Source organism: Pseudomonas sp. ANT_H4 (assembly GCF_008369295.1).
Lineage (GTDB): Bacteria > Pseudomonadota > Gammaproteobacteria > Pseudomonadales > Pseudomonadaceae > Aquipseudomonas.
On the sequence record NZ_VOBG01000023.1, the window covers coordinates 16,706 to 38,064 of the forward strand.

At 59.8% G+C, this 21,359-nt stretch carries 18 protein-coding genes and 1 pseudogene; 8 read left to right on the plus strand and 11 right to left on the minus strand.

All coding sequences use genetic code 11. From position 1 onward, the window contains the following. Positions 1–66: 66 nt before the first annotated feature. Together FQ182_RS23205 and FQ182_RS23210 are read left to right on the plus strand one after the other, a co-directional pair. Positions 67–339, plus strand: coding sequence for an HU family DNA-binding protein (locus FQ182_RS23205; protein ID WP_074759350.1), 273 nt, complete (start codon positions 67–69; stop codon positions 337–339). A 230-nt stretch (positions 340–569) separates the two neighbouring features. Beyond that, complete coding sequence (locus FQ182_RS23210) at positions 570–2,441, plus strand: SurA N-terminal domain-containing protein (protein ID WP_149414017.1); 1,872 nt, start codon at positions 570–572, stop codon at positions 2,439–2,441. A gap of 65 nt (positions 2,442–2,506) precedes the next feature. On the opposite strand, the gene nhaA is transcribed toward FQ182_RS23210, so the two are convergent. Continuing rightward, entirely contained in the window at positions 2,507–3,862 is a 1,356-nt protein-coding gene (gene nhaA, locus FQ182_RS23215; protein WP_149414016.1) for a Na+/H+ antiporter NhaA, read from the minus strand. Positions 3,863–4,189: 327 nt separating this feature from the next. Between nhaA and FQ182_RS23220 the strand changes: the two genes are divergently transcribed. After that, complete coding sequence (locus tag FQ182_RS23220) at positions 4,190–5,020, plus strand: DUF2242 domain-containing protein (RefSeq protein WP_149414015.1); 831 nt, start codon at positions 4,190–4,192, stop codon at positions 5,018–5,020. 6 nt (positions 5,021–5,026) lie between these two features. Here the strand turns inward: FQ182_RS23220 and FQ182_RS30465 are convergent. Further along, positions 5,027–5,279: pseudogene (locus FQ182_RS30465) on the minus strand (pyruvate dehydrogenase); the annotation flags it as partial. Positions 5,280–5,337: 58 nt separating this feature from the next. Here FQ182_RS30465 and FQ182_RS23230 point away from each other — a divergent pair. Further along, positions 5,338–5,517, plus strand: coding sequence for a hypothetical protein (locus tag FQ182_RS23230; protein ID WP_149414014.1), 180 nt, complete (start codon positions 5,338–5,340; stop codon positions 5,515–5,517). Between the two features lie 7 nt (positions 5,518–5,524). Here the strand turns inward: FQ182_RS23230 and FQ182_RS23235 are convergent, their stop codons facing one another. The 3 genes from FQ182_RS23235 to FQ182_RS23245 form a co-directional block, all read right to left on the minus strand. Continuing rightward, on the minus strand, positions 5,525–6,565 hold the full coding sequence (locus tag FQ182_RS23235) for an AraC family transcriptional regulator (RefSeq protein ID WP_149414013.1): 1,041 nt from the start codon (positions 6,563–6,565) through the stop codon (positions 5,525–5,527). Positions 6,566–6,568: 3 nt separating this feature from the next. Continuing rightward, positions 6,569–7,699 (minus strand): carbon-nitrogen hydrolase family protein, encoded by a 1,131-nt coding sequence (locus tag FQ182_RS23240; RefSeq protein WP_149414012.1) that lies wholly within the window; start codon positions 7,697–7,699, stop codon positions 6,569–6,571. 281 nt (positions 7,700–7,980) lie between these two features. Then, positions 7,981–10,647 (minus strand): autotransporter outer membrane beta-barrel domain-containing protein, encoded by a 2,667-nt coding sequence (locus FQ182_RS23245; protein WP_149414011.1) that lies wholly within the window; start codon positions 10,645–10,647, stop codon positions 7,981–7,983. A gap of 316 nt (positions 10,648–10,963) precedes the next feature. On the opposite strand from FQ182_RS23245, the gene FQ182_RS23250 reads away from it, so the two are divergent. Together FQ182_RS23250 and FQ182_RS23255 are read left to right on the plus strand one after the other, a co-directional pair. Next, positions 10,964–13,003 (plus strand): NADPH-dependent 2,4-dienoyl-CoA reductase, encoded by a 2,040-nt coding sequence (locus FQ182_RS23250; RefSeq protein WP_149414010.1) that lies wholly within the window; start codon positions 10,964–10,966, stop codon positions 13,001–13,003. 57 nt (positions 13,004–13,060) lie between these two features. Next, entirely contained in the window at positions 13,061–13,954 is an 894-nt protein-coding gene (locus FQ182_RS23255) for a 1-aminocyclopropane-1-carboxylate deaminase/D-cysteine desulfhydrase (RefSeq protein ID WP_149414009.1), read from the plus strand. A 2-nt stretch (positions 13,955–13,956) separates the two neighbouring features. Here FQ182_RS23255 and FQ182_RS23260 read toward each other — a convergent pair whose 3' ends face one another. The 3 genes from FQ182_RS23260 to FQ182_RS23270 all read right to left on the minus strand — a co-directional run bounded on the left by FQ182_RS23260 (position 13,957) and on the right by FQ182_RS23270 (position 16,597). Next, complete coding sequence (locus FQ182_RS23260; RefSeq protein WP_149414008.1) at positions 13,957–14,502, minus strand: cytochrome b; 546 nt, start codon at positions 14,500–14,502, stop codon at positions 13,957–13,959. A 122-nt stretch (positions 14,503–14,624) separates the two neighbouring features. Further along, positions 14,625–15,452 carry a phosphonoacetaldehyde hydrolase gene (gene phnX / locus FQ182_RS23265; protein ID WP_149414007.1) on the minus strand — a complete coding sequence of 276 codons (828 nt, stop codon included), beginning with the start codon at positions 15,450–15,452 and terminating at the stop codon, positions 14,625–14,627. A 41-nt stretch (positions 15,453–15,493) separates the two neighbouring features. Further along, on the minus strand, positions 15,494–16,597 hold the full coding sequence (locus FQ182_RS23270) for a 2-aminoethylphosphonate--pyruvate transaminase (protein ID WP_149414006.1): 1,104 nt from the start codon (positions 16,595–16,597) through the stop codon (positions 15,494–15,496). 112 nt (positions 16,598–16,709) lie between these two features. Between FQ182_RS23270 and FQ182_RS23275 the strand changes: the two genes are divergently transcribed. Together FQ182_RS23275 and FQ182_RS23280 are read left to right on the plus strand one after the other, a co-directional pair. Continuing rightward, on the plus strand, positions 16,710–17,570 hold the full coding sequence (locus FQ182_RS23275; RefSeq protein WP_149414005.1) for a LysR substrate-binding domain-containing protein: 861 nt from the start codon (positions 16,710–16,712) through the stop codon (positions 17,568–17,570). A gap of 186 nt (positions 17,571–17,756) precedes the next feature. Beyond that, complete coding sequence (locus FQ182_RS23280) at positions 17,757–18,461, plus strand: YebC/PmpR family DNA-binding transcriptional regulator (RefSeq protein ID WP_149414004.1); 705 nt, start codon at positions 17,757–17,759, stop codon at positions 18,459–18,461. A 45-nt stretch (positions 18,462–18,506) separates the two neighbouring features. Here the strand turns inward: FQ182_RS23280 and FQ182_RS23285 are convergent, their stop codons facing one another. The 3 genes from FQ182_RS23285 to FQ182_RS23295 form a co-directional block, all read right to left on the minus strand. Further along, complete coding sequence (locus FQ182_RS23285; protein WP_149414003.1) at positions 18,507–19,814, minus strand: leucine-rich repeat-containing protein kinase family protein; 1,308 nt, start codon at positions 19,812–19,814, stop codon at positions 18,507–18,509. A 125-nt stretch (positions 19,815–19,939) separates the two neighbouring features. After that, entirely contained in the window at positions 19,940–20,695 is a 756-nt protein-coding gene (locus FQ182_RS23290) for an anti-sigma factor (protein WP_149414002.1), read from the minus strand. Then, positions 20,692–21,198: a sigma-70 family RNA polymerase sigma factor gene (locus tag FQ182_RS23295; RefSeq protein ID WP_149414001.1), complete on the minus strand. Its 507-nt coding sequence runs from the start codon at positions 21,196–21,198 to the stop codon at positions 20,692–20,694. The genes FQ182_RS23290 and FQ182_RS23295 overlap by 4 nt, the downstream gene beginning before the upstream one ends. Between the last annotated feature and the right edge of the window lie 161 nt (positions 21,199–21,359).

Below are 21,359 nucleotides of genomic sequence, written 5' to 3' on the forward strand. Positions count from 1 at the left end.
CAGCACTGGTTTTTGCTTTCACCAAAAAACTTAGAATCATACTCAATAGATATAAGGGGACTTAGAGTGAACAAGTCGGAACTGATTGATGCTATCGCCGCATCTGCTGATATCCCGAAAGCCGCTGCTGGCCGGGCGCTGGACGCAGTAATCGAATCCGTCACTGGCGCTCTCAAGGCCGGCGACTCTGTGGTACTGGTTGGTTTCGGTACTTTCTCTGTGACCGATCGTCCAGCTCGCACTGGCCGTAACCCACAGACTGGCGAAGCCCTGAAAATCGCGGCAGCCAAAAAACCAGGTTTCAAAGCCGGTAAAGCTCTGAAAGAAGCCGTTAACTAAGCTTCGCTCAAGCTTTTGCCTATCCGGGTCACACGCAAGTCTGACCTGGCAGCGGAGCGGCACCAGACCCAGCTTATGTTGAGTCGCCACGCCGGGGGTGTGGGTTCTAACCCCCGACCGCTCCGCCAGTTACGAGAAGGCGCATCCTCGGATGCGCCTTTCTTCTATCCGGACTCTACCCACGCTCCACGGTTGCCTAATTTTGAAGTTCAACCGTTTCTGGGGGACGCATGCTGCAAAATATCAGGGACAATTCACAAGGCTGGATTGCCAAGACCATTATCGGGATCATCGTTGTATTGATGGCTTTCACCGGTATCGAGGCCATTTTTCAGGCCACGACCAACAGCCAGGATGCGGCCAAGGTCAATGGTGAAGAAATCAGTCAAAACGAGCTGAGCCAGGCCGTCGACACGCAACGTCGGCAGCTGATGCAACAGTTGGGCAAGGACTTTGACGCGTCCTTGCTGGATGAAAAAATGCTGCGCGACACCGCGCTCAAAGGCCTGATCGATCGCAAGCTGCTGCTGCAAGGCGCGGCTGACTCGAAATTCGCTTTCTCGGAAGCTGCGCTGGATCAAGTAATCCTGCAGACGCCGGAATTCCAGGTCGATGGCAAGTTCAACGCTGAGCGTTTCGACCAGGTGATCCGTCAGCTGGGCTACAGCCGTATGCAATTTCGTCAGATGCTGACCCAGGAAATGCTTATCGGCCAAGTGCGTGCAGGTATTGCCGGCAGCGGTTTTGTAACCGATGCGCAGGTTTTGGCATTTGCTCGTCTGGAAAAACAGACCCGCGATTTCGCCACTGTAAGCGTCAAGGCCAACCCGGCGGCGGTGAAACTCACCGATGACGAGGTCAAGGCTTACTACGACCAGCACGCCAAAGAGTTCATGACACCGGATCAGGTGGTCATCGATTACCTGGAGTTGAAGAAGTCTTCCTTCTTTGACCAAGTCACCGTCAAGGACGATGAGCTGCAGGCGCAGTATCAGAAAGAAACCGCCAACCTCGCTGAACAGCGTCGCGCCGCGCATATTCTGATTGAAGTCAACGACAAGGTGAACGAGGCGCAAGCCCAGGCCAAGATCGAAGAAGTGCAGGCTCGCCTGGCCAAGGGCGAAAGCTTTGAAGCCCTGGCCAAGGAGTTTTCGCAGGACCCTGGTTCGGCCAGCAATGGCGGTGACTTGGGTTACGCAGGCCCGGGTGTCTACGATCCAGACTTCGAAACAGCCCTGTATGCCTTGAACAAGGATCAGGTTTCGGAGCCGGTACGTACCACCTTCGGCTGGCACTTGATCAAGCTGTTGGGTGTCGAAGCACCGCAAGTGCCATCGTTTGCCAGCCTGAAAAACAAGCTGACCCACGAAATCAAGACCCAGCAGGTTGAGCAGCGTTTCGTCGAAGCGACCAAGCAATTGGAAGACGCCGCGTTTGAGGCCTCCGATCTGGCTCAGCCGGCTTCGGACCTGAAACTGACCGTGCACACCTCAGCGCCATTTGGCCGCGAAGGTGGCGAAGGTGTTGCAGCAAACCGCGCAGTGGTAACCGCTGCTTTCAGCCCGGAAGTATTGGATGAAGGTGCCAACAGCACTGCCATCGAACTGGACCCGGAAACCATCGTGGTGCTGCGTGCCAAAGAGCATCGCAAGCCAGAACAGTTGCCGCTGGAAAGCGTTGCCACTGCCATCCGTGCACAGTTGACCAAGGAGCGCGCAAGCGCTGCGGCGAAGACTCATGCCGATGAGCTGATTGCCAGCCTGCGCGATGGCAAGTTGCCGCTGAATCAAGCGGTCGATGGTCAGGCATGGAAATTTACCGAAGCGGCCACCCGTGGCCAGGAAGGGATCGACCCAGCCGTGCTGCAGGCCTTGTTCCGCATGGCCAAGCCAGTCGCCAAGGACAAGCCGACGTTCAGCGACGTGACGCTGTCTGACGGTAGCTTGGTGATTGTGCGTCTCAACGCCGTCAACGAGGCAGTTGCCCCGACGGACGAAGAGAAGGCGCAATATCGCCGCTTCCTCGCGTCCCGTGTTGGCCAGCAGGACTTCGCTGCCTATCGCAAGCAGTTGGAAGCCCAGGCTGACATCAAGAAGTTCTGATGTCGTTATCAGCCTGAATAAAAAGACCCCGGCCTGAAGAGGCCGGGGTCTTTTTTTATGGACCGTCAGTCGTTTCCATTCAGACGCTTGCCCGAGAACTTGAGCTTGCCCCAGGTCAGCCCAATCACCGCTGCCAGGGACGAAGCTGTCAGCACGCTCAGCTTGGCAGCCGACAGTAGCGTCGGATCAGAGAAGGCCAGCGAGGATATGAAAATGGACATGGTAAAACCAATTCCTGCCAGCAGGCCAACCAGGCCGACACCGTTCCAGGTCACGCCCTCAGGCAGTTTGCAGAGGTTCAGTTTAACCAGCACCACGCTCGCCAGTATTACCCCCAGCGGCTTGCCGAGTACCAGAGCCAGGATGATGCCCATGAACACACCGTGGGGTAGCGGATCGTCCAGGTTGAACCCTTGCAGACTCACTCCAGCGTTGGCCAGGGCGAATAGCGGCATGACCCCGAAGGCTACCCATGGGTGTAAACCCGCCTGAATGCGCTGCACCGGCGGTAACATCTCGCGCTGAGCCTGTCTCAACTGCCTCAACGGTTTGGCGACCTGATGCGCACCTTCAGCTGATTGCGAAAGTCGGTCAATCAGTTCATTAAACGTGCGCCCGATGGTGTCCAGAGGCCGTTCCGATGTAGGTCTGGAGCTGACGGGGGTGATCAGGCCAAGCATGACGCCCGCGAGCGTCGGGTGCACACCGGTCTTGAGCAGGCCAAACCAGACAATTGCTCCCGGCAGAACGTACACAATGGCCTTGCCTATGCCCATCTGCTGAAAAATCAGCACCAGCGCCAACCCGCAGGCCGCGATCACCAACCCCATGTAGTCCAGGCTGGCGGTGTAGAAGATGGCAATGATCAAGATAGCGACGATGTCATCAATGATTGCCAAGGCCAGCAACAGGATGCGCACGCCACCGGGAATTGACTTGCCCAACAGCGCGAGCACACCCACTGCGAACGCGATATCAGTGGCGGTGGGCACGGCCCAACCGCTGGCGGCCTCGGTACCGTGATTGAGCAGGGTATAAATGATCGCCGGCATCAGCACTCCACCCAGTGCAGCGCCTAACGGTAGGGTGGCCAGTTTCAGGTTGGCGAGTGCGCCGTCCTTTATTTCCTGGCGAATCTCGGCACCCACCACCAGGAAGAAGATGGTCATCAGCCCGTCGTTCACCAGGAAGTGCAATGAGCGTGAGACCGTGAAGTCCCCCAACCCAATAGTGAGTGGGGTATTCCAGAAATGTTCGTAGGAATCGGCGGCAGGGCTATTGGCCCAGATCAGCGCCACAATCGCTGCCAGCAGCAGCACGATACCGCTGACCGCTTCGATGCGTGAAAACCGCTCCAGCACAGACAGGGCGCCCTCAGTCAAAACCTGTGGGCGGGGAATAGCAGGGTGTTTATCAGGCACGACAAGTCTCCATTGGCGGCCCGACCAATGCTCATCCTTTAACCTACCCTGTGCTGTATGCAGCAGCGCACCCAGTGCGATCATAAGAGTTAACCGACACTGAGTCACGTTGCTGGTTAAACATCTGTTAAATGAAGCGTCGCCGTCAGGGCCATCAAGTCGCCATGCCTCGGCGAAGTTGCGGGTGTTTATCGACCCTATGGGCGAGCGCCTTTTTCCTGCAGACACCGACCCGTAAGACTGTGACGTTTTACCGACAGGAATCCGCGCGCCAACGCCACGATCTGTTGCACAATACCGCCCTGACTGTTTTCCTCAGGATTTTCAATGTCGACATCATTTCACTTGCGTGCCCTCAGCGTGGCGCTGGTGCTGGCGGGCGCCGCGGGCTGCTCGTCGCCCAAGACCGCTATTTATGAACATGAGAATTTCGACGACTCCGGTACGTTTTCACGTGATTATCCGGTCAGTGATGTCGCGGCTTGCGAAGCGGCCAGGCGTGCCTTGCTAAGCCAGGGCTATATCATCACCAGCAGCGATCCGAAGCTGGTGGTCGGTAACAAGAGTTTCCAGCAGACCGGCGAAACCCACCTGCAGATTAGTTTCAACGTGGTGTGCGCCGACGATGGCAGTGCGAATCATCACTCGACGATGTTTGCCAACGCCCTGCAGGATCGCTATGCACTGAAGAAGGTCAATAACTCCGCAAGCCTGGGTGTGGGTGTGTTGGGATCGGTGTCGATGCCGATTGGCTCCACCGATGACTCGATGGTCAAGGTGGCCAGTGAGACAGTGTCTGCGCCCAAGTTTTATGACCGTTATTTCGCGCTGGTGGATATTTTTCTGCCACAGGAAGTGAAAAAGGCCGCGCATATTCCTGAAAAACCCAAGGCCGAGCTGGGCGTGCCGGAGCCCAAGGCGGCACCGGCTGAGCCGGCCCCGGCGGCTGATAAGCCCCAGGTGCCCGCGCCCCTGGCTCCGGTAACGTCGCCCGCCCCTGCGGCAGAGCCCGAGGCATCGCAACCGTTGGCCCCGCCACCGGAAGCCGCGCCGATTGCACCAGAGCAAGCCCCTGAGCCAGCGGCACCGGTTGAAACTGCGCCAACGTTGCCTGCGCCGACAGAGTCCATTGAGCCCCTACCGACACCTGCACAGTAGTCTGAGCTAGACCGCTACGGGATTCGATTTGTCGACATCAATCCCGTAGCGGCTTATGGCCTCGCTGCCGCGGCTGCGACTGATCAGACCGTCGTCGGCCAAGGCCTTCAGCGCGGCCAGCGCGATGAAATGCCGACTCTCCTTGAAGAACTCCCGTAAAGCTTCCCGCGTATCGGATTGATCGAACCCTTTGGCGCCCAGGGGCGAACGTGCGGATCTGGTAGGCGAAGATTTTCATGTGGTCGGTGGCGACCATCACCGCAGACTGCTAAATCGCCAGAACGCGGCTACGTTTAATATTCAGGTGCAGGAACGTCATGGCCCGTACATTTTTTCGTCATGACGGCACCTTAGGCTGGTTGTGCAGGTCATTAAGCAACCACCGCGTTGAACTCAACAAGGAGCTGACAATGGACGATTACCAGGAAGAATTGCTGGAGTACCAGGCCTTTGAACTGGACCCGTTGGACCCGACCGATGACGCCACAGAGCTGTAACCGGACGTCAGGCTGAATGCCGCTGACTGCGGCGAAATTCCCCTGGGGTCTGGCTGTTCCAACGCTTGAACGCCCGTTGAAAGGCTTCGGCTGAGGCAAAACCGAGCAAGTAGGCGATTTCGCCGAACGCCAGTTCCGTATCGCGAATATAGGTCATGGCCAGGTCGCGGCGGGTATCGTTGAGAATCGCCCGAAACTGCGTGCCTTCTTCGGCCAGTTTGCGGCGCAAGGTCCAGGTTGGCAGCTTCAAGCGTGCCGCCACTTCTTCCAGGTTGGGTTCCCGACCGCCATTGAGCATCGGCCCGAGTAAACGGGTGATGCGCTCGCGCAGGCTGCGGGTGCGGGTCAACTGCTCCAATTCCCTTTCACACAGCTGCAACAGCGTTTGCCAGGTACTGGGGCAATGCGCGGGGTTGCGCAGTGCCAGGGTGTGTTGGCTCAGGCGCAGTTGATTGGCCTCGGCACCAAACTGAATCGGACAGTCTCCCAGCACGCTGTAGCGCGGACTGTAGTCGGGCGCCGCGAATTCGATCTCGATACGTTCGGCCCGCACCGGTTCTGCGCTCAGGCTCGACAGCTGATGCAGCCAGCCGGCGATGATCGAGTCCACCACAAAGCGGTTGTAGGCGTTGTAGGGGCTGATGGAGTAGAAACGCAACCACGCGCCCTGGGTGTCTTCATGAAAGCTGGACTGGCCACGGTAATTGGTGCCATACAACGCTTCGAAGCGGGTCAGCGTGCGGGCGGCCTCGCGTACGGTGGGCGCCTGGGCGGCGGTGACACCGGCCAACCCTGCCTGGCTCAAGCGACTGAGCTGGCCCATGCGCAAACCCAGGCTCGGATCGCCGGTCAACTGAATGGCCGCGTGGCCCAGGCGCATGTAGCGGGGGATCGACAAGCGAGCACCGGCCTCGCCAAGGCGTGCCGGGTCCAGGCCGTATTGCAGCAGCAGTGGTTGCGGGTCCAGGCCATGGCTGAGGATGGCGTCGGCCAGTGTGTGGACAAAGCCCACCGATAAATCCCCGAGGCGCATTGGCGCAGGCTTCATGATTTACAGCCAGACGTTCAGCATGCGCGCACCACGCGCGTTGCTGTCGGCGAACACTTCGCCATTGCGGGTGAGAAAGCTCTGCCCGGCACTGCTCTGGTCCCAGAACTGCCCGCGCAGGAAAACACTCATGCCGGCCGTGGCTTGGCTGATGGGTTGTTGGCTGATCAGCGTCAGGCGATGCCAGGCTTCGCCTTCACTGAGTTCTTCGGGCTTGAGGCTGACTTCCGGCGGCGTCGATACGCTCTTGAAGCCACGCCACGGTTTGTCCCACGTATCGCGGCCAATGACGAACGCCGGCACCACGACCAATTGCGCGCCTTGTTCATTGAGCTTGCGGTAGTTGTCCGGGTACCAACTGTCGCTGCCAATCAGGATGCCCAGGCGGCCGGCAGGCGTATCGATCACACTGATGGCGTTTTCATCGCTGGGTTGGATAAAGCCGCGTTCATCGAAGATCGGGTAGAGCTGGCGCTGGGGTTGGCCCAACGGAAAGCCATCACGGCCAAATACCAGGCTGGCGTTGTACAGCGCTCCATGGCCGACCTGCAATTGGCCCTGGCTGACACTGGGGTTGGGCAAGGCAATGGAGCCGGCCACCAGGGTGATGCCGAACTCTTTGGCCAGGCCGCCAAACAGAATCTGATAGTCCCGAGCCATGGCCGGCGCTTTCATGCGCAGGTAGGCGTCGTCCATACGGTTGGCGCCCTCGGCGCTGATCAGGGCGCGAAGGAACAGCAGCGGGTTGCTGGCCGACAGCCAGTTCATTGCCTCTTCAAGGCTGGTGGCCTGGTACAGTTGGTCTTTTTCGCCACTGAGCATCAGCCAGGTGCCGACATGTTCGGGCAATACGACGATGGTTTTCTCGTTAATCAGGCCTTGGTCCTGGGCTTTGCGCAGGTAGGCAGACAGTTTCAGGTGCAGGCGTTCCAGGCTCTGGTAGTCGGCGGGAAACAGTTCCGGCTGGATGCCCAGCAGGTTGCCGCGATCGGCGGGGATACCTTCGTCGACTGCCAGGTTAATCCGCAGGTCCGACAGGTAATGCCCCACGGGGCGCTCCTGGGTCCAGACCAGATAGGCGGAAACGGCGGCGACGAAGGCCAGGGTGAGGGTTAAGGCAAGCAGTTTACGCATGGGGAAAATGACAACGGACGGTGTGCATGATCTTGCATGTTCCCTTAAAACTGTATCGCAGGTACGAAAAACAATGGTTGGGCGCAAAATTTCAGATCGATATGAAATCATATTTTTGCGGCGAGGTGAATGTCGGCCTCATTCAATACGGAGGATGCGTTGTGTCAAATGTGATCTGCGCTTGCACCCAAACCCATCGAAGTGAAGTTTGGGGCAAGCGCACACTCACATGAGATCTTCGTTATTTTGAGCCTTGTGCTCGCTTGACTGACTGGGATTGTTTACCAACTGATCCGAACCCCCGCGTTACCACTGACACCCTCCAGTTCGTTGGTATCCAGATTAGTGTTGTAGTCCGCCGCCAGGTACACGCTCACCGTCGAGGACAAGCGGGCAACTACGCCCACGCCCAGGTCGGCGGAGGAGGACTTGTGATCGCTCTTGATCCGGTCGACGTCATCGTAGGTCACCGTATCGCTGCCACCGAAGGTGCGCCAGGCGTTGGCTCGCAGATAAGGTTCGATCGGCGTGTTTTGCACCAGGTAACGGCCTTTCAGGCGTGCGCCGACGCGCCCGGTCCAGTAATCCTGGGAGTCGAATGAGACCTTGGAAATACCGTCATTCTGGCTGTCCATATTAATCTGCTGGTTGATCACCTGGACCTGCGGTTCCACTACCCAGTGCTCCGACACGGTAATCGGATACCCGGCTTCTGCCGACAGCGCCAGTGCGTGGCCCTTGCTGTCCGTCTTCACGCCACGGTCGGATTTGTTGTCGCCATCCAGTCGGGTACCCATGGCCACCAGGTCCACGTACCAGCCTTTGGGATCGGTTAGGGTCCAGTAGGCACCGAAGTTGTCCCCGTCAAGTTTGACCCGACCGGAGCGGCGGTCCTGGAAGCCCAAGGCAAAGCCTTTGACGTCGCCCTGTAAACGGCTTTGACCCACGAACAAACCGAAGCGCTGGGTCTGCCCGCCACTGGTTTCAGAGGCGTAGAGATCGTGACCCACCTGATAGCCTTTGACAGAACCGTCGAAACTCGGCGAAACGGTGCCTGACCAGCTCTTGTTGAAGTCACTGCCATACGCACGACCCCAACCGGCCGGGACGGCTCCGGTTTCGCTCAGCAGGCTTTGTTCGCCCTGGCGGTCATGGAACGTACCCAGCGCTTGCAAGGTCATCAACTGTGCGGCCGGCACCACCACCGAATACACGGGCACTTCCAGGCGGTACAGGGGAATTGGATCGGCGCCCGCGATCGCTGTCGGTAGTAGTGGGGTGGTGACGGCAGGCTCAGGCGAGGCTCCGGCCGGCACTTGAGTGGGTGGTGGAGCAGGGGGCTCAACTGGCGCGACAGGTTGTGAGGTCGGCGGCTCCACCGGCGGCTCATCGGGCGCGACCACGGGCGGTGTCGGTGGAATCGGTGGTATCGGCACCACGACTGGCGGCACCGGTGGGGGCGTCGGTACCACGGGCGGTTGCACCGCCACTACCGAGGAGCGCAGGTACCAGTTGTTTTCCGAACCCGCCGTGACCCCGCCCTTGAACAGATAGTATTCATAGGCCCCGGCAGACACCGAGCCTTTCAGGGCAAAGGCATCGGTAGTGCTGACCGCGCCGTTGAGCGCCTGCACCACCTCGATCCCATTGTTTTGCGTAAGGCCACCGAGGCCACCGAGGTTGGTTACCGCCAACTGGGTGTTGCCGCTGATGGTGCCGTCCGAGACCACCAGTTTGTCAGTGGCGGAGCTGTCGTCTCCCAGCACCGTTTGCAGCCATAACTGTCCATTGTTGCCAACATAGTTGCCGTACACCGTTAGCGAGTCGGTGGCGCTGTTGCTGGCGGTGGTCATGTCGATGGTGCCGGCGTTGTTGAGGATGGCCAACTGGCCGGCGGTATAGGGGCGGATGCTGCCTTGGGTCACGGCCAGCACACTGCTGCTGTCGATGGAAAAGGTTCCAGTATTGCTGGCGCTGTCACCGAGGAAAAAATCCCCCGCCAGGTCGAAGCGCGAATTGTTGTTGAGGTTGACGGTCTCCCAGCCGATGTAACGCGATGCTGTGCTGGAGGTGGTGTTATCGAAGGTCAGTTGATCATTGCCCAGGCCACCGTCGATGGACGGCGTGGCACTTAACAGGCTTTCAGTCAGGCCGCTGAGCAGCGCGGTATCGTTACCGTCACCCATCAGCACGGCTGATTTGATCTGGCCGCCATTGATCCAGTTGAGTGTGTCGTTGCCGACGCTGGCGCGGATTTCGCCGTTAATGATCCCGCCGCTGATTGTGATGCTGTCATTGCCACCGCTGACGCTGATATTGCCGCCGATAGTGCCACCGGAAACGATAATCCGGTCGGTGCCAAAGCCTGTCACCAGGTTGCCGAGAATCGAGCCACCGGACATGTCGTAGATATTGTTATCCAGCTTCATGTCGACCCGGCCAATGGTGCCGCTGGTCTGCTGCGCCACGTCGCCGTCTTCAAAGGCGCCGACGATGGTACCCCCGGTCATCAGGAAGGTGTCGCGGCCGTCTCCTTGGGCCAGGGACTGGATTTGTCCGCCGCTCATTACAAAGTCATCGATACCATTGCCTTGGGAAACAGCCCCGGTGACCGCACCGGCACTGATCTGGAAGCGATCGGCACCGTCACCCTGGGTGACTGTCCCCACGATGCGGCCAGAGTTTATGTCGACGAAGTCACTCCCCGGACCGAACGTGATGTTGCCGTTGATGGTGCCGGTGCCGCCGGCGGGAAGTGTCAGGGTGTTGTTGCCCACCAAGTCGGTAAGGCCGGTAGCGCTGGTGCCGCTGTCGCACACATAAGAATCAACCCCGAGGCCTGGGGTAAGTACACAGGCGGCCTGGGCTTGCTGCAAGGCGAGACTCATCAGGGAAAGTACGCTAACGCCGAGTAGAGCAGGCTTGGTAAATAACCGTTCCGTGTGCATAAGGCCGTCCTGCTCTAGTTATAAAACTGTACTGGGTTTAGTACATGTCGTTCAGGTTGGCAATTAATGGCGCGCGCTCGCTTGGTTCAAGGGTGAGTGAACAGAATTTAGATCCTGGTGAATACTCATGGAGGGTTTGGCACCCGGGTAGGGCCGATAGGCACACTTGCCAAGAGGCGCTGCGCATTTGGATCAATAAGTTGTCAGTTTCAGTCATTGAGCGACAGCGGGTGGACTCTTAGTCTGTGGGGCATAAACCGATGGGGTGCCGTTCGAGCGTCCCACGTCCCGTGATGATCCGTTGTGGAGCTGTACCATGACCGCTGCTGCCTACCCGCACCTGCTGGCCCCGTTGGACCTGGGTTTTACCACCTTGCGCAACCGCACACTGATGGGCTCGATGCACACTGGTCTTGAAGAAAAACCCGGTGGTTTCGAGCGCATGGCGGCCTATTTTGCCGAGCGCGCCCGTGGCGGCGTTGGCCTGATGGTCACTGGCGGCATTGGCCCTAACGATGAAGGCGGGGTGTATTCCGGTGCGGCCAAGCTGACCACTGAGGAAGAGGCGCAAAAACACAAGATCGTCACGCATGCCGTGCACGAGGCGGGTGGCAAGATCTGCATGCAGATTCTCCATGCCGGCCGTTATGCCTACAGCCCCAGGCAGGTGGCGCCAAGCGCGATCCAGGCGCCGATCAACCCGTTCAAGCCTAAAGAGCTGGACGAAGAGGGCATCGAAAAGCAGATCAGCGATTTCGTCACCTGCTCGGTACTGGCCCAGGTCGCCGAGTATGACGGTGTGGAAATCATGGGTTCTGAAGGCTACTTCATTAACCAGTTTCTCGCTGCCCACACCAACCATCGCACCGACCGTTGGGGCGGTGCCTACGAAAACCGCATGCGCTTGCCGGTGGAGATCGTCCGTCGGGTGCGCGAAGCCGTGGGGCCCAATTTCATTATCATTTTCCGCCTGTCGATGCTCGATCTGGTGGAAGGCGGCAGCACCTGGGAAGAAATCGTGCAATTGGCCAAGGCCATCGAGCAGGCTGGCGCGACGCTTATCAACACCGGCATTGGCTGGCATGAAGCGCGCATCCCGACCATCGCCACCAAAGTCCCCCGTGGCGCCTTCAGTAAAGTGACTGCCAAGCTGCGCGGTTCGGTGAAGATCCCGCTGATTACTACCAACCGTATCAACACCCCGCAAATCGCCGAGCAGATCCTGGCCGAAGGCGATGCTGACCTGGTCTCCATGGCCCGGCCGTTCCTGGCGGATGCGGACTTCGTCAATAAGGCCGCTGAAGGCCGCGCTGACGAGATCAATACGTGCATTGGCTGCAACCAGGCCTGCCTGGACCACACCTTCAGCGGAAAACTGACCACCTGCCTGGTCAACCCGCGGGCGTGCCATGAGACCGAACTCAACTATCTGCCCGTCAAGCAGATCAAGAAAATCGCCGTGGTCGGCGCCGGGCCTGCGGGTTTGGCTGCAGCCACCGTGGCGGCCGAACGCGGCCATCAAGTGACGCTGTTCGATTCCGCCAGCGAGATCGGCGGCCAGTTCAATATCGCCAAACGCGTCCCGGGCAAGGAAGAGTTTGTTGAAACCCTGCGCTACTTCAAGCGCAAGTTGCAGACGACCCATGTCGAGTTGTGCCTCAACACCCGCGTGGATGTGGAGCATCTGGTGGCTGGCGGTTATGACGAAATCATCCTGGCCACCGGTATTGCGCCGCGTACCCCGGAGATTGCGGGTGTCGAGAACGCCAAGGTGCTCAGCTACCTGGACGTGATCCTGGAACGCAAGCCGGTGGGCAAGCGTGTGGCGGTAATCGGGGCCGGTGGCATCGGTTTTGACGTGTCGGAATTCCTCGTGCACCAAGGCGTGTCCACCAGCCTGGATCGTGAGGCGTTCTGGAAAGAGTGGGGCATTGATACTCACCTTGAGGTGCGGGGCGGCGTGGCCGGAATCAAGGCTGAGCCTCATGCACCGGCGCGCCAGGTGTTCCTGCTGCAGCGCAAGGCTTCCAAGGTCGGTGACGGCCTGGGCAAGACCACTGGCTGGATTCACCGTGCCGGCCTGAAGAACAAGCAGGTGCAGATGCTCAACAGCGTCGAGTACTTGAAGATCGATGATGAAGGTTTGCACATCCGCATCGGTGCCGACGGCGAGCCCCAGGTGTTGGCGGTGGACAACATTGTCATCTGTGCAGGCCAAGACCCGCTGCGCGAACTGCAGGACGGTCTGGTCGCTGCCGGGCAGAATGTGCATCTGATCGGTGGTGCCGATGTTGCCGCCGAGCTGGATGCCAAGCGCGCCATCAACCAGGGCTCGCGCCTCGCCGCCGAGTTGTAAGTGCGTTGAAGGGGTGGTGTTAGAATACCGCCTCTTTTTTCATGCAGACTCGCTGCCATGGGTCCCTTCGACTGGCTCCCTCACGCCCCGCTTGAACCGTTGCATCTGGACTGGCTGGCACGCGCTGGCATCGAGGTTGCGGTGCTGCGCCTGGATCGTATCGACCCGCTGATCAGCGGTAACAAGTGGTTCAAGCTGACCGAGCATTTGGCTCAAGCTCAGCAAGCCGGCGCTAGCGGTATCATCAGCCTGGGCGGTGCTTACTCCAACCACCTGCACGCGTTGGCGGCAGCCGGCAAACGCTTCGGCTTTGCCACCGTCGGGCTATTGCGTGGTCATCCTCAAGAAACCCCCACCGTACTCGACCTCAAGGCCTTCGGCATGCAGCTGCATTGGCTGGGCTATGGCGGATATCGGGCGCGCCATGAGCCTGATTTCTGGCTGTCGTGGAGGGAGCAGTATCCGCATTTGCACCCGGTGCCTGAGGGTGGCGGAGGATTGTCGGGGGCCATGGGCTGCAGGCAGTTGGTGTTCCAGGCACAGGCACAGTTGTGCGGTTTGGGTTGGGCGGACTATCACGGTTGGTGGCTAGCCGCCGGGACCGGTACCACGTTGGCCGGGCTGGTGCTGGCCGAGGCGGGTGCGCATCCGGTGTATGGCGCGCTGGCGGTGCCACAGGATCACGGTGTGGAGCGCCAGGTGCGCGAGATTGTGCAAGGAGGGTTCGAACTGCTTGATGCCAGCCGAGGCGGATTTGCCCAGGTTGATCCCGTGCTGCTGGCGTTTATCGACGCCACGGAACAGGCCAGCGGTTTGCCCCTTGAGCCTCTTTACACCGCCAAGGCGCTGCTGGCGTTGAAGGAGCAAGTCGAGGCGGGCCGGTTTGCCGTAGGCACACGCCTGATCTTCATCCACACCGGCGGTTTACAGGGCCGCCGGGGTTTTGCGTAAGGTCAGCGTTTAGGCATCATCCGCATCATGGTGTTGTCACGCATAAAGTAATGGTGATAAAGCCCCGCTATGGCATGCAGGCCGATCAGCCAATAGCCGATGGTGCCACCCAGCACGTGCCAGCCTTCGATCTGCTTGGCCAGGTCCTTGTTCTCGCCAATCAGCGGCGGTAACTCAATCCCGTAAAACAGCACCGAGTGTCCCTCGGCGCTAACGATCAACCAGCCAAAAATCGGCATGCCGATCATGAATACATAGAGCGCCACGTGCATCAGGGTGGCAAGCAAGGCCTGCCATTGCGGCGGCGCCGGCACGATCTTCGGTGCTACTCCCAGGGTGCGCGCGAACAGTCGCAGCCAGACCAGTACGAATACCGTCAGGCCGAACATGAAGTGCAGCTCCTTGATTAACGTACGGCCACCACTACCCTTGGGAAATATCCCGCGAAATTCAATGGCGGCGTAGACCACTACCAGCAGCACCAGCATCAGCCAGTGCAGGGCAATCGACATCGTACTGTAACGCGAATCAGTGTTTTTCCAGGGCATTGCTTTGTTCCTCACTCATCAGGGCAAACCTCCGTTCTTTAACGACGAAGTCCTTTCAATGTAAGCCTTTTTTCCAGGTTTGCCCGTGGCAACTGCGTGAGGTCGCAATATGTTGATCTTTATCAGTTGCTCTGCGGCATCTCACCTCGTGCCAGACGACTATTGATATCGGCAATGACCGCAGGCAGGTCGCTGATAGTGTCGATCATATAGTGAGGACGTGAGCTTTCGAACTGGCCCTGGATACGGCTGCGTTCGCTGGCCAGTGTTTCGCCGTCCAATGCGCGAAATTGTTCGTAGGTAAGGCCCAGCGCGTTGCCCGAGCAGGTCAGCGCCACGGTCCACATCCCGGCACGACGGCCTTCCAGAATGCCCGGCACGGTATCGTCGATCTTCACGCAGGCAGCGACATCATCTATCCCCAGCGCGATCACGTTAGCCAACGCCTGGGCCGGCCACGGGCGGCCGTTGGGCACTTCGTCGGTGGCGACCACATGGTCGGCGACATAGCCGTTACGGGCGGCCAGTTCCACCACCTTATCCATGACCTGCTTGGGGTAGCCGGAGCAGGAGCCGATCTTGATACCTTGCTGACGCAACTGCGCGATGGTCTCCAGGGCGCCGGGAATCAAGGCGGAGTGTTCGGCGATCTTTTCGATCTGCAACGGCATGAAGCGTTGGTAGATGGCGGTCACGTCGTCATCGGTCGGCGTACGGCCAAATGCTTTGAAGTACCGTTCGGCCACTTGCGGCTGGTCGCACAGGGTGCGGATGTGGTCCCACTTGCCCATGCCCATCGGGCCGCGCGCTTCTTCGATGGAGACCTGGACGTCGAATTCGGCGAAGGCTTCGACAAAGATCTGGGTTGGGGCGAAGGAGCCGAAGTCGACCACGGTGCCGGCCCAGTCGAGGATGGCGGCTTGGAGTTTGCTTGGGTTTTGGTAGTTCATGGTTCAAATCCTGTGGTTCAAAATAAGGGGGGTAATCAGATTTACAGCACTTCCATCTCTTGCAGTACCTGGGCAATCGCTGCCACGGCAGCCTGCATCTCGGTCTGGTTGACATGGCCGATGCAGCCGACGCGAAAGGTTTCCACTTGGGTCAATTTGCCGGGGTAGAGGATGAATCCCTTGGCCTTGACCCGTTCGTAGAAGTCCTTGAACTGGTAGCGCGGGTCGTTTGGCGCGTGGAAGGTGACGATGATCGGCGCCTGGATCGCGGTGGGTAGAAAGCTGCGCACACCGAGCTTGGCCATCCCCTCCAGCAGTGTCTGGCAGTTGTTGGCATAGCGCTGATGGCGAGCCGGCAAGCCGCCTTCTTCGTTGTATTGCAGCAACGCTTCGTGCAGTGCGGCGACGACGTGGGTTGGCGGGGTGAAGCGCCATTGGCCGGTCTTGGCCATATAACTGTGTTGATCAAACAGATCCATGGCCAGGGAGTGGCTGTTGCCCTGGGAGGCGGTCAGTGCCTGTTTTTCGGCGAAGACAAAACCCATCCCCGGCACACCTTCCAGGCATTTGCCGGAGGCGGCGATCAGCGCATCAAAAGGCACTTGGCGGGCATCGATGGGCAGCGCGCCAAAGGAACTCATGGCGTCGATGATCAGGCGCTTGCCGTGGCGGGCGATGACCTGGGCGATTTCCGGTAGCGGGTTGAGGATGCCGGTGCTGGTTTCACAATGGATCAATGCGACGTGGGTGATACCGCTGTCAGCCTGCAGCAGGCGGTCGACGTCGGCGGCGGTGGTGGGTTCATCTTCGGCGGTTTCAAAGGTGCTGAACGAGCGGCCCAACACTTTGCAAATCTTCGCCAGGCGCTTGCCATAGGCGCCATTGATTAGCACCAGCACCTTGCCGTCCCGTGGGACCAGGGTGCCGATGGCCGCTTCTACCGCGAAAGTGCCGCTGCCCTGCAACGGCACGCAGTGATGGCTGTCGCTGCCGTTGACGATACTCAGCAGCTGCTTGCAGAGGCTGGCGGTCAGTTGATTGAAACTGTTATCCCATGAACCCCAGTCCACCATCATTGCCTGGCGGGTACGGGCGGAGGTGGTCAAGGGCCCGGGGGTGAGCAGGATCGGCGCGGCAGTACTCATTCTGATGTCCTCGCAAAGCGTTGGGGTGAAGCTACGGGACATAAGTTGCAGTTTGCCTTGTCATCAATCAAATTGTTTGTTGTTATGCCAGCCATCAGTGAGGCCGATAACTATGAATTTATTTCAACTGCGTGCATTTGATGCCGTCGCCCGTGACGGTAGTTTTACCCGTGCCGCTGCGCGGTTGTTTATCAGCCAGCCGGCGGTCACCGGGCATATCAAGGCGCTGGAGGAGCACTACCAGATCACCCTGTTGCGGCGCACTGCCCGGCGGGTGGAATTGACCGAGGAGGGCACCAAGCTCGCCGCGATCACTCGGGCCATCTTTGGCCTGGTGGACGAGGCGCAAGCGATGCTGGAGGCCAACCGGCAACTGCTCACCGGGCGCCTGGAAGTGGCGGCGGACGGGCCGCACATGGTCATGCCGATGCTGGCGAAGTTGCGCGCCCGTTATCCGGGGATCACCGTCAACCTGCGCCTGGGCAACGCTCAGGAAACCCTCGCCGCACTGCTGTCCGAACACGCTGACGTGGCGGTGTTGACCGAGGTCAAGCCGCGCAAGGGCCTGCACCTGCAACCCTTGAGTGAGTCACGGATCTGCGCGCTGGTGCCGGCAGGGCATCCCTGGTTGGCGGACCCGGCAGGGATTCGCCTTGAGCAACTGGACCAGGTGATCATGGTGTTGCGCGAGCCCAGTTCCATCACCCGCCGCACCTTCGACGATGCCTGCTCCCAGGCAGGGGTCCAGCCCAAGGTGCTGCTGGAACTGGACAGCCGCGAAGCGGTGACGGAAGCCGTGGCCGCTGAGTTGGGGGTGGGGGTGGTGTCATCGGTGGAGGTCAGCCGCGACCCACGGGTTCGAGCGATTCCCATCAGCGGCGACGGGCTGGTGAACCAGCACATGATCGGTTGCATGGAGCGGCGCCGGGAGTTGCGCTTGATTCAGGCGTTTTTTGAGTTGGCGCCGGGCTGATCCTCCAGCAGGCAGTGTCCCTGACAATCTCCAGGAATGTCGCCACCACTCCAAACCATTGCGCACCCGACCTCCTGCGTCAGCGGCCGGTTTTTTGGTGGATCAGAGTGTTTTTGCGCTATAAACTCTGGCCCCAAAGCGCCGGCCAGTAGACGTCTCGGCGCGATGGACAAAAGAGAGCGAGTCATGGGCGCACAGTGGAAGGTTAAACACAAAGAAGCGGCATCCAATGCCAAGGGCAAGATTTTCGGCAAACTGGTGAAAGAGATCACCATTGCCGCCCGCAACGGTGCCGATATCTCGACCAACGCGCACCTGCGTCTGGTGGTGGAACAGGCCAAAAAGGCCTCGATGCCCAAGGAAACACTGGACCGGGCTATCAAGAAAGGCGCCGGCCTGCTGGGTGAGACCGTGCACTACCATCGCGTGACCTACGAAGGTTTTGCCCCGCATCAGGTGCCATTGATCGTTGAGTGCGTGACCGACAACATCAACCGTACCGTGGCGGAAATTCGCGTGGCGTTTCGCAAGGGTCAACTGGGCGCTTCCGGCTCCGTGGCCTGGGACTTCAACCATGTCGGCATGATCGAAGCCACGCCAGACACCCCGGACGCCGATCCGGAAATGGCCGCCATTGAAGCCGGCGCCCAGGATTTTGAAGAAGGCGAAGAGGGCGCAACCCTGTTCATCACCGAGCCTACTGACCTCGACTCCGTACAGAAAGCCTTGCCTGAACAGGGTTTCACCGTGCTGTCCGCCAAGCTGGGATATCAGCCGAAAAACCCGGTCAGCGGTTTGAGCGAGGAGCAAATGGCTGAAGTCGAAGCCTTCCTCGAAGGCCTGGACAACCATGACGACGTGCAGGACATGTTTGTCGGGTTGGCGGGCTAACCCTTTAACTGATTATTCCCACCCAGTGTGGGAATGATCATACGGTCACGCTAACAGCGTCTCGATCTCGGCGAATCCCGGCCTTGCCAGCACATCCGGCTGACAGCAACGCTCCTGCAATACCTCCAGTGCCCGGCGATTCTCATCGCTCAACCCGGTCTCAATCCGCTCCAGCAACTCCCCCAGCAACACCCCGAATGCCCGCACTTCAATGCGCTGCAAGGCCTGTGTTTCGAGGCTGTCAGCCGTGGCATGGAACGAGGCGGCACCAAAGTCCCCCAGCAAACAATCACCGGCTTCGTTCCACAAAATATTGTGGCCGTAGAGATCGCCGTGGGTGATGCCCTGGCGATGCAGATGTGCCGCCACCGAGGCGATGCCGCTCACCATGCGCAGGGCCACCTCGGCGCGCAAGCGCGTGCCGGGTTCATAGACGTCACGGGTACACGAGGCCAGGCTCGGCAAGCCCGCGAGGTTGCGGTAGCTCGGCTCGATCAGTTGCATCACCAACGCCGCCTGGCCTTCGGGATGGCCAATGACGCGGCCTTCAACCTTGATCAAATTGGCATGTTGGCCGGCAGCAATGCTGGCCTGCATCTCGTGCAAGGGAGAACCGTCGCTGGTGATGCTGCCTTTGTAGAGCTTGACCGCGACGGCCCTGGCCGGGCCCGTCGTTGGGGTCCAGGTCGCCTGGCGAATGATCCCGGAAGCGCCTTCGCCGAGCACCTGGGCCAGGTCGAGCTGCGACCAGGGAATATTGAGTGTCGTGTCGTTGCTGGCCACCTCAACGGCCATTTCCACCGGGTTGCCGGCATAGGCCAGCCAGGTCAGGCTGGGCAGCGCCAGCAGCCAGTCCGGCAGGTAGGTCAAGCGGTTGGAGGCGATGCGCAGCAACTCAAGGTTTTTGCAGTGGGCCAGGCTCTCGGGTAACTGTTCAAGGTGGTTGCCGGCCAGCATCAGTTTTTGCAGCAGCGGTCTTTCGCCCAACTCGGCCGGCAACCGGCTGATGCGGTTGTCGGTGAGGATCAGCCAACGCAGCAATGGCGGCAGGGCGGCGGCCGGGACGTTTTCTATCTGGTTGGCCTTGAAACCGACCATGCTCAACCGGGTGCATTGGCCCAGGCATTCGGGCAGTTCGGTGAAGGCATTGTCGGAGCAGAACAGCACGCGCAAGTGGTGCAGGCGGTGCAGGTCGTCCGGCAGGCTGTGCAGGGCGTTGCCGCTCAGGTTGAGAATTTCCAGGGAGTCCGCCAGGTCGAAGATTTCCCGGGGGAATTCTGTCAGCCCGCAAGATAGGTCCAGACGCTTGATGCCAGCCAATTGGCCGGCCTTGAGTTGGGCAAGGGTATCCATGAACAGCGTGGTCACTCGGCAATAGGAAGGGCGTAACGGGTGGTGATGATAGCGGTTTGACGAGCACAGAGGCGCGATCTGTACCGCAAGGACCGATATTGACATGTGGTGTTGGGCGTGGGGTTCTAGAACCTTATGGTCTGCTTGAGCATCTGGGTGGTCGGTTCATCCGTCGGGCTGACCATCGCATAGTTGTAGCCGGCGCCCGACCAGTACTCGGCCTGCAACCCGTCGGCACTGCGACTGCCCCGTGGCAGCAGGTTGTTTCCCGGCCCTGGTGGCCGGATGTAGAAGCTGATGCGCCGGCCTTTGGGGTCTTCGTACAGCACCATGGCCGCCGCGCCCTGCTCGGTGGTGAGCAAGCGCCCGCTGACCGCCTTGAAACCCGCCTGGGTCAGGTCCGGCAGGCGGTGGGCCTGGGTGAAGTAGCGGTCGAGCCAGGTTTGTATGTCGCCGTTGTCTTGCACTTTGTAGTCGGCGGGCATGATCTGGTTCTGGGCAAACAGGCGATAGGCCTGCATGGCATCGGTCATCGGTGGCACCGCGCTGGTCATGGTTGCTTGCCGTGCCTGCCAGCCGCCCAGGCCGCCGACGCTGACGGCTATCAATAGCACGGCGGCGGTGGCGAGGTGACGGCGAGACTGGCGCTTGATCCGTTGGCGAATCATGGCCGGGTCCAGGTCAGGATTGGCGGGTTGTTGTTGCAGCGCGCCACTCAGGGCTGCGCGCAGGTGTTGTGCATCCTGTTGCCAGGCGTGGACCTGGGCCGCGACCTCGGGGTGGGCCGCCAGCCAGATATCGAGTAGGCGACGATCAGCCTCCAAAAGCTGGTGATCGACGTAGGCATGCAAATCGCGTTCGCTGGGAGGCAGGCTGATCATTTGAGTATCCGCAGGGAAGGGCTGGTGATTTCGCCGTCGCTGACCTGACGTAAGGCCTGGCGCGCACGGGACAGGCGAGACATCACGGTGCCGACGGGCACATCGAGGATGTCGGCGACTTCCTTATAGCTCAAGCCCTCTACCGAGACCCACAGCAGCAGGGCGCGTTGTTCGGTGTTCAGTTGGTCGAAGGCTTGCAGGGTCGATTGCGCAATCACGGTGCGCTCGACCGAGGGCTGGGCGTCATCGCGGCCGGTAAAAAACTCAAGCATCCGCGCATAGCGCCGGGAACGCCGGTGAGCATCGAGAAACTGCCGGTAAAGGATCGAGAACAGCCATGCGCGCAAATCGCCTTCGGGGCGCTTATCGGCCCAACGGATGATCGCGCGCTCAAGGCTCGCCTGCACCAGGTCGTCGGCGCTGCTGGAGTTGCGCGTCAGGGACACGGCAAAACGCCGAAGCCTTGGAATGAGTTCACGTAACTGTTCGTCGAGTTCGTGCATGGGGTTCTGGCTAGTCACTACGCTGGGACTAGGAAGACGCCCAGTGTTGAAGGTTATTCCAGGCCTTGAAAAATAAACAGCCAGCCCGGGAATAGAGTTTGCCGGGGTTCGTCCTATTGCACCGACCTTCTGTTTTCACACCTGTAGCCACTGGCCCTGGA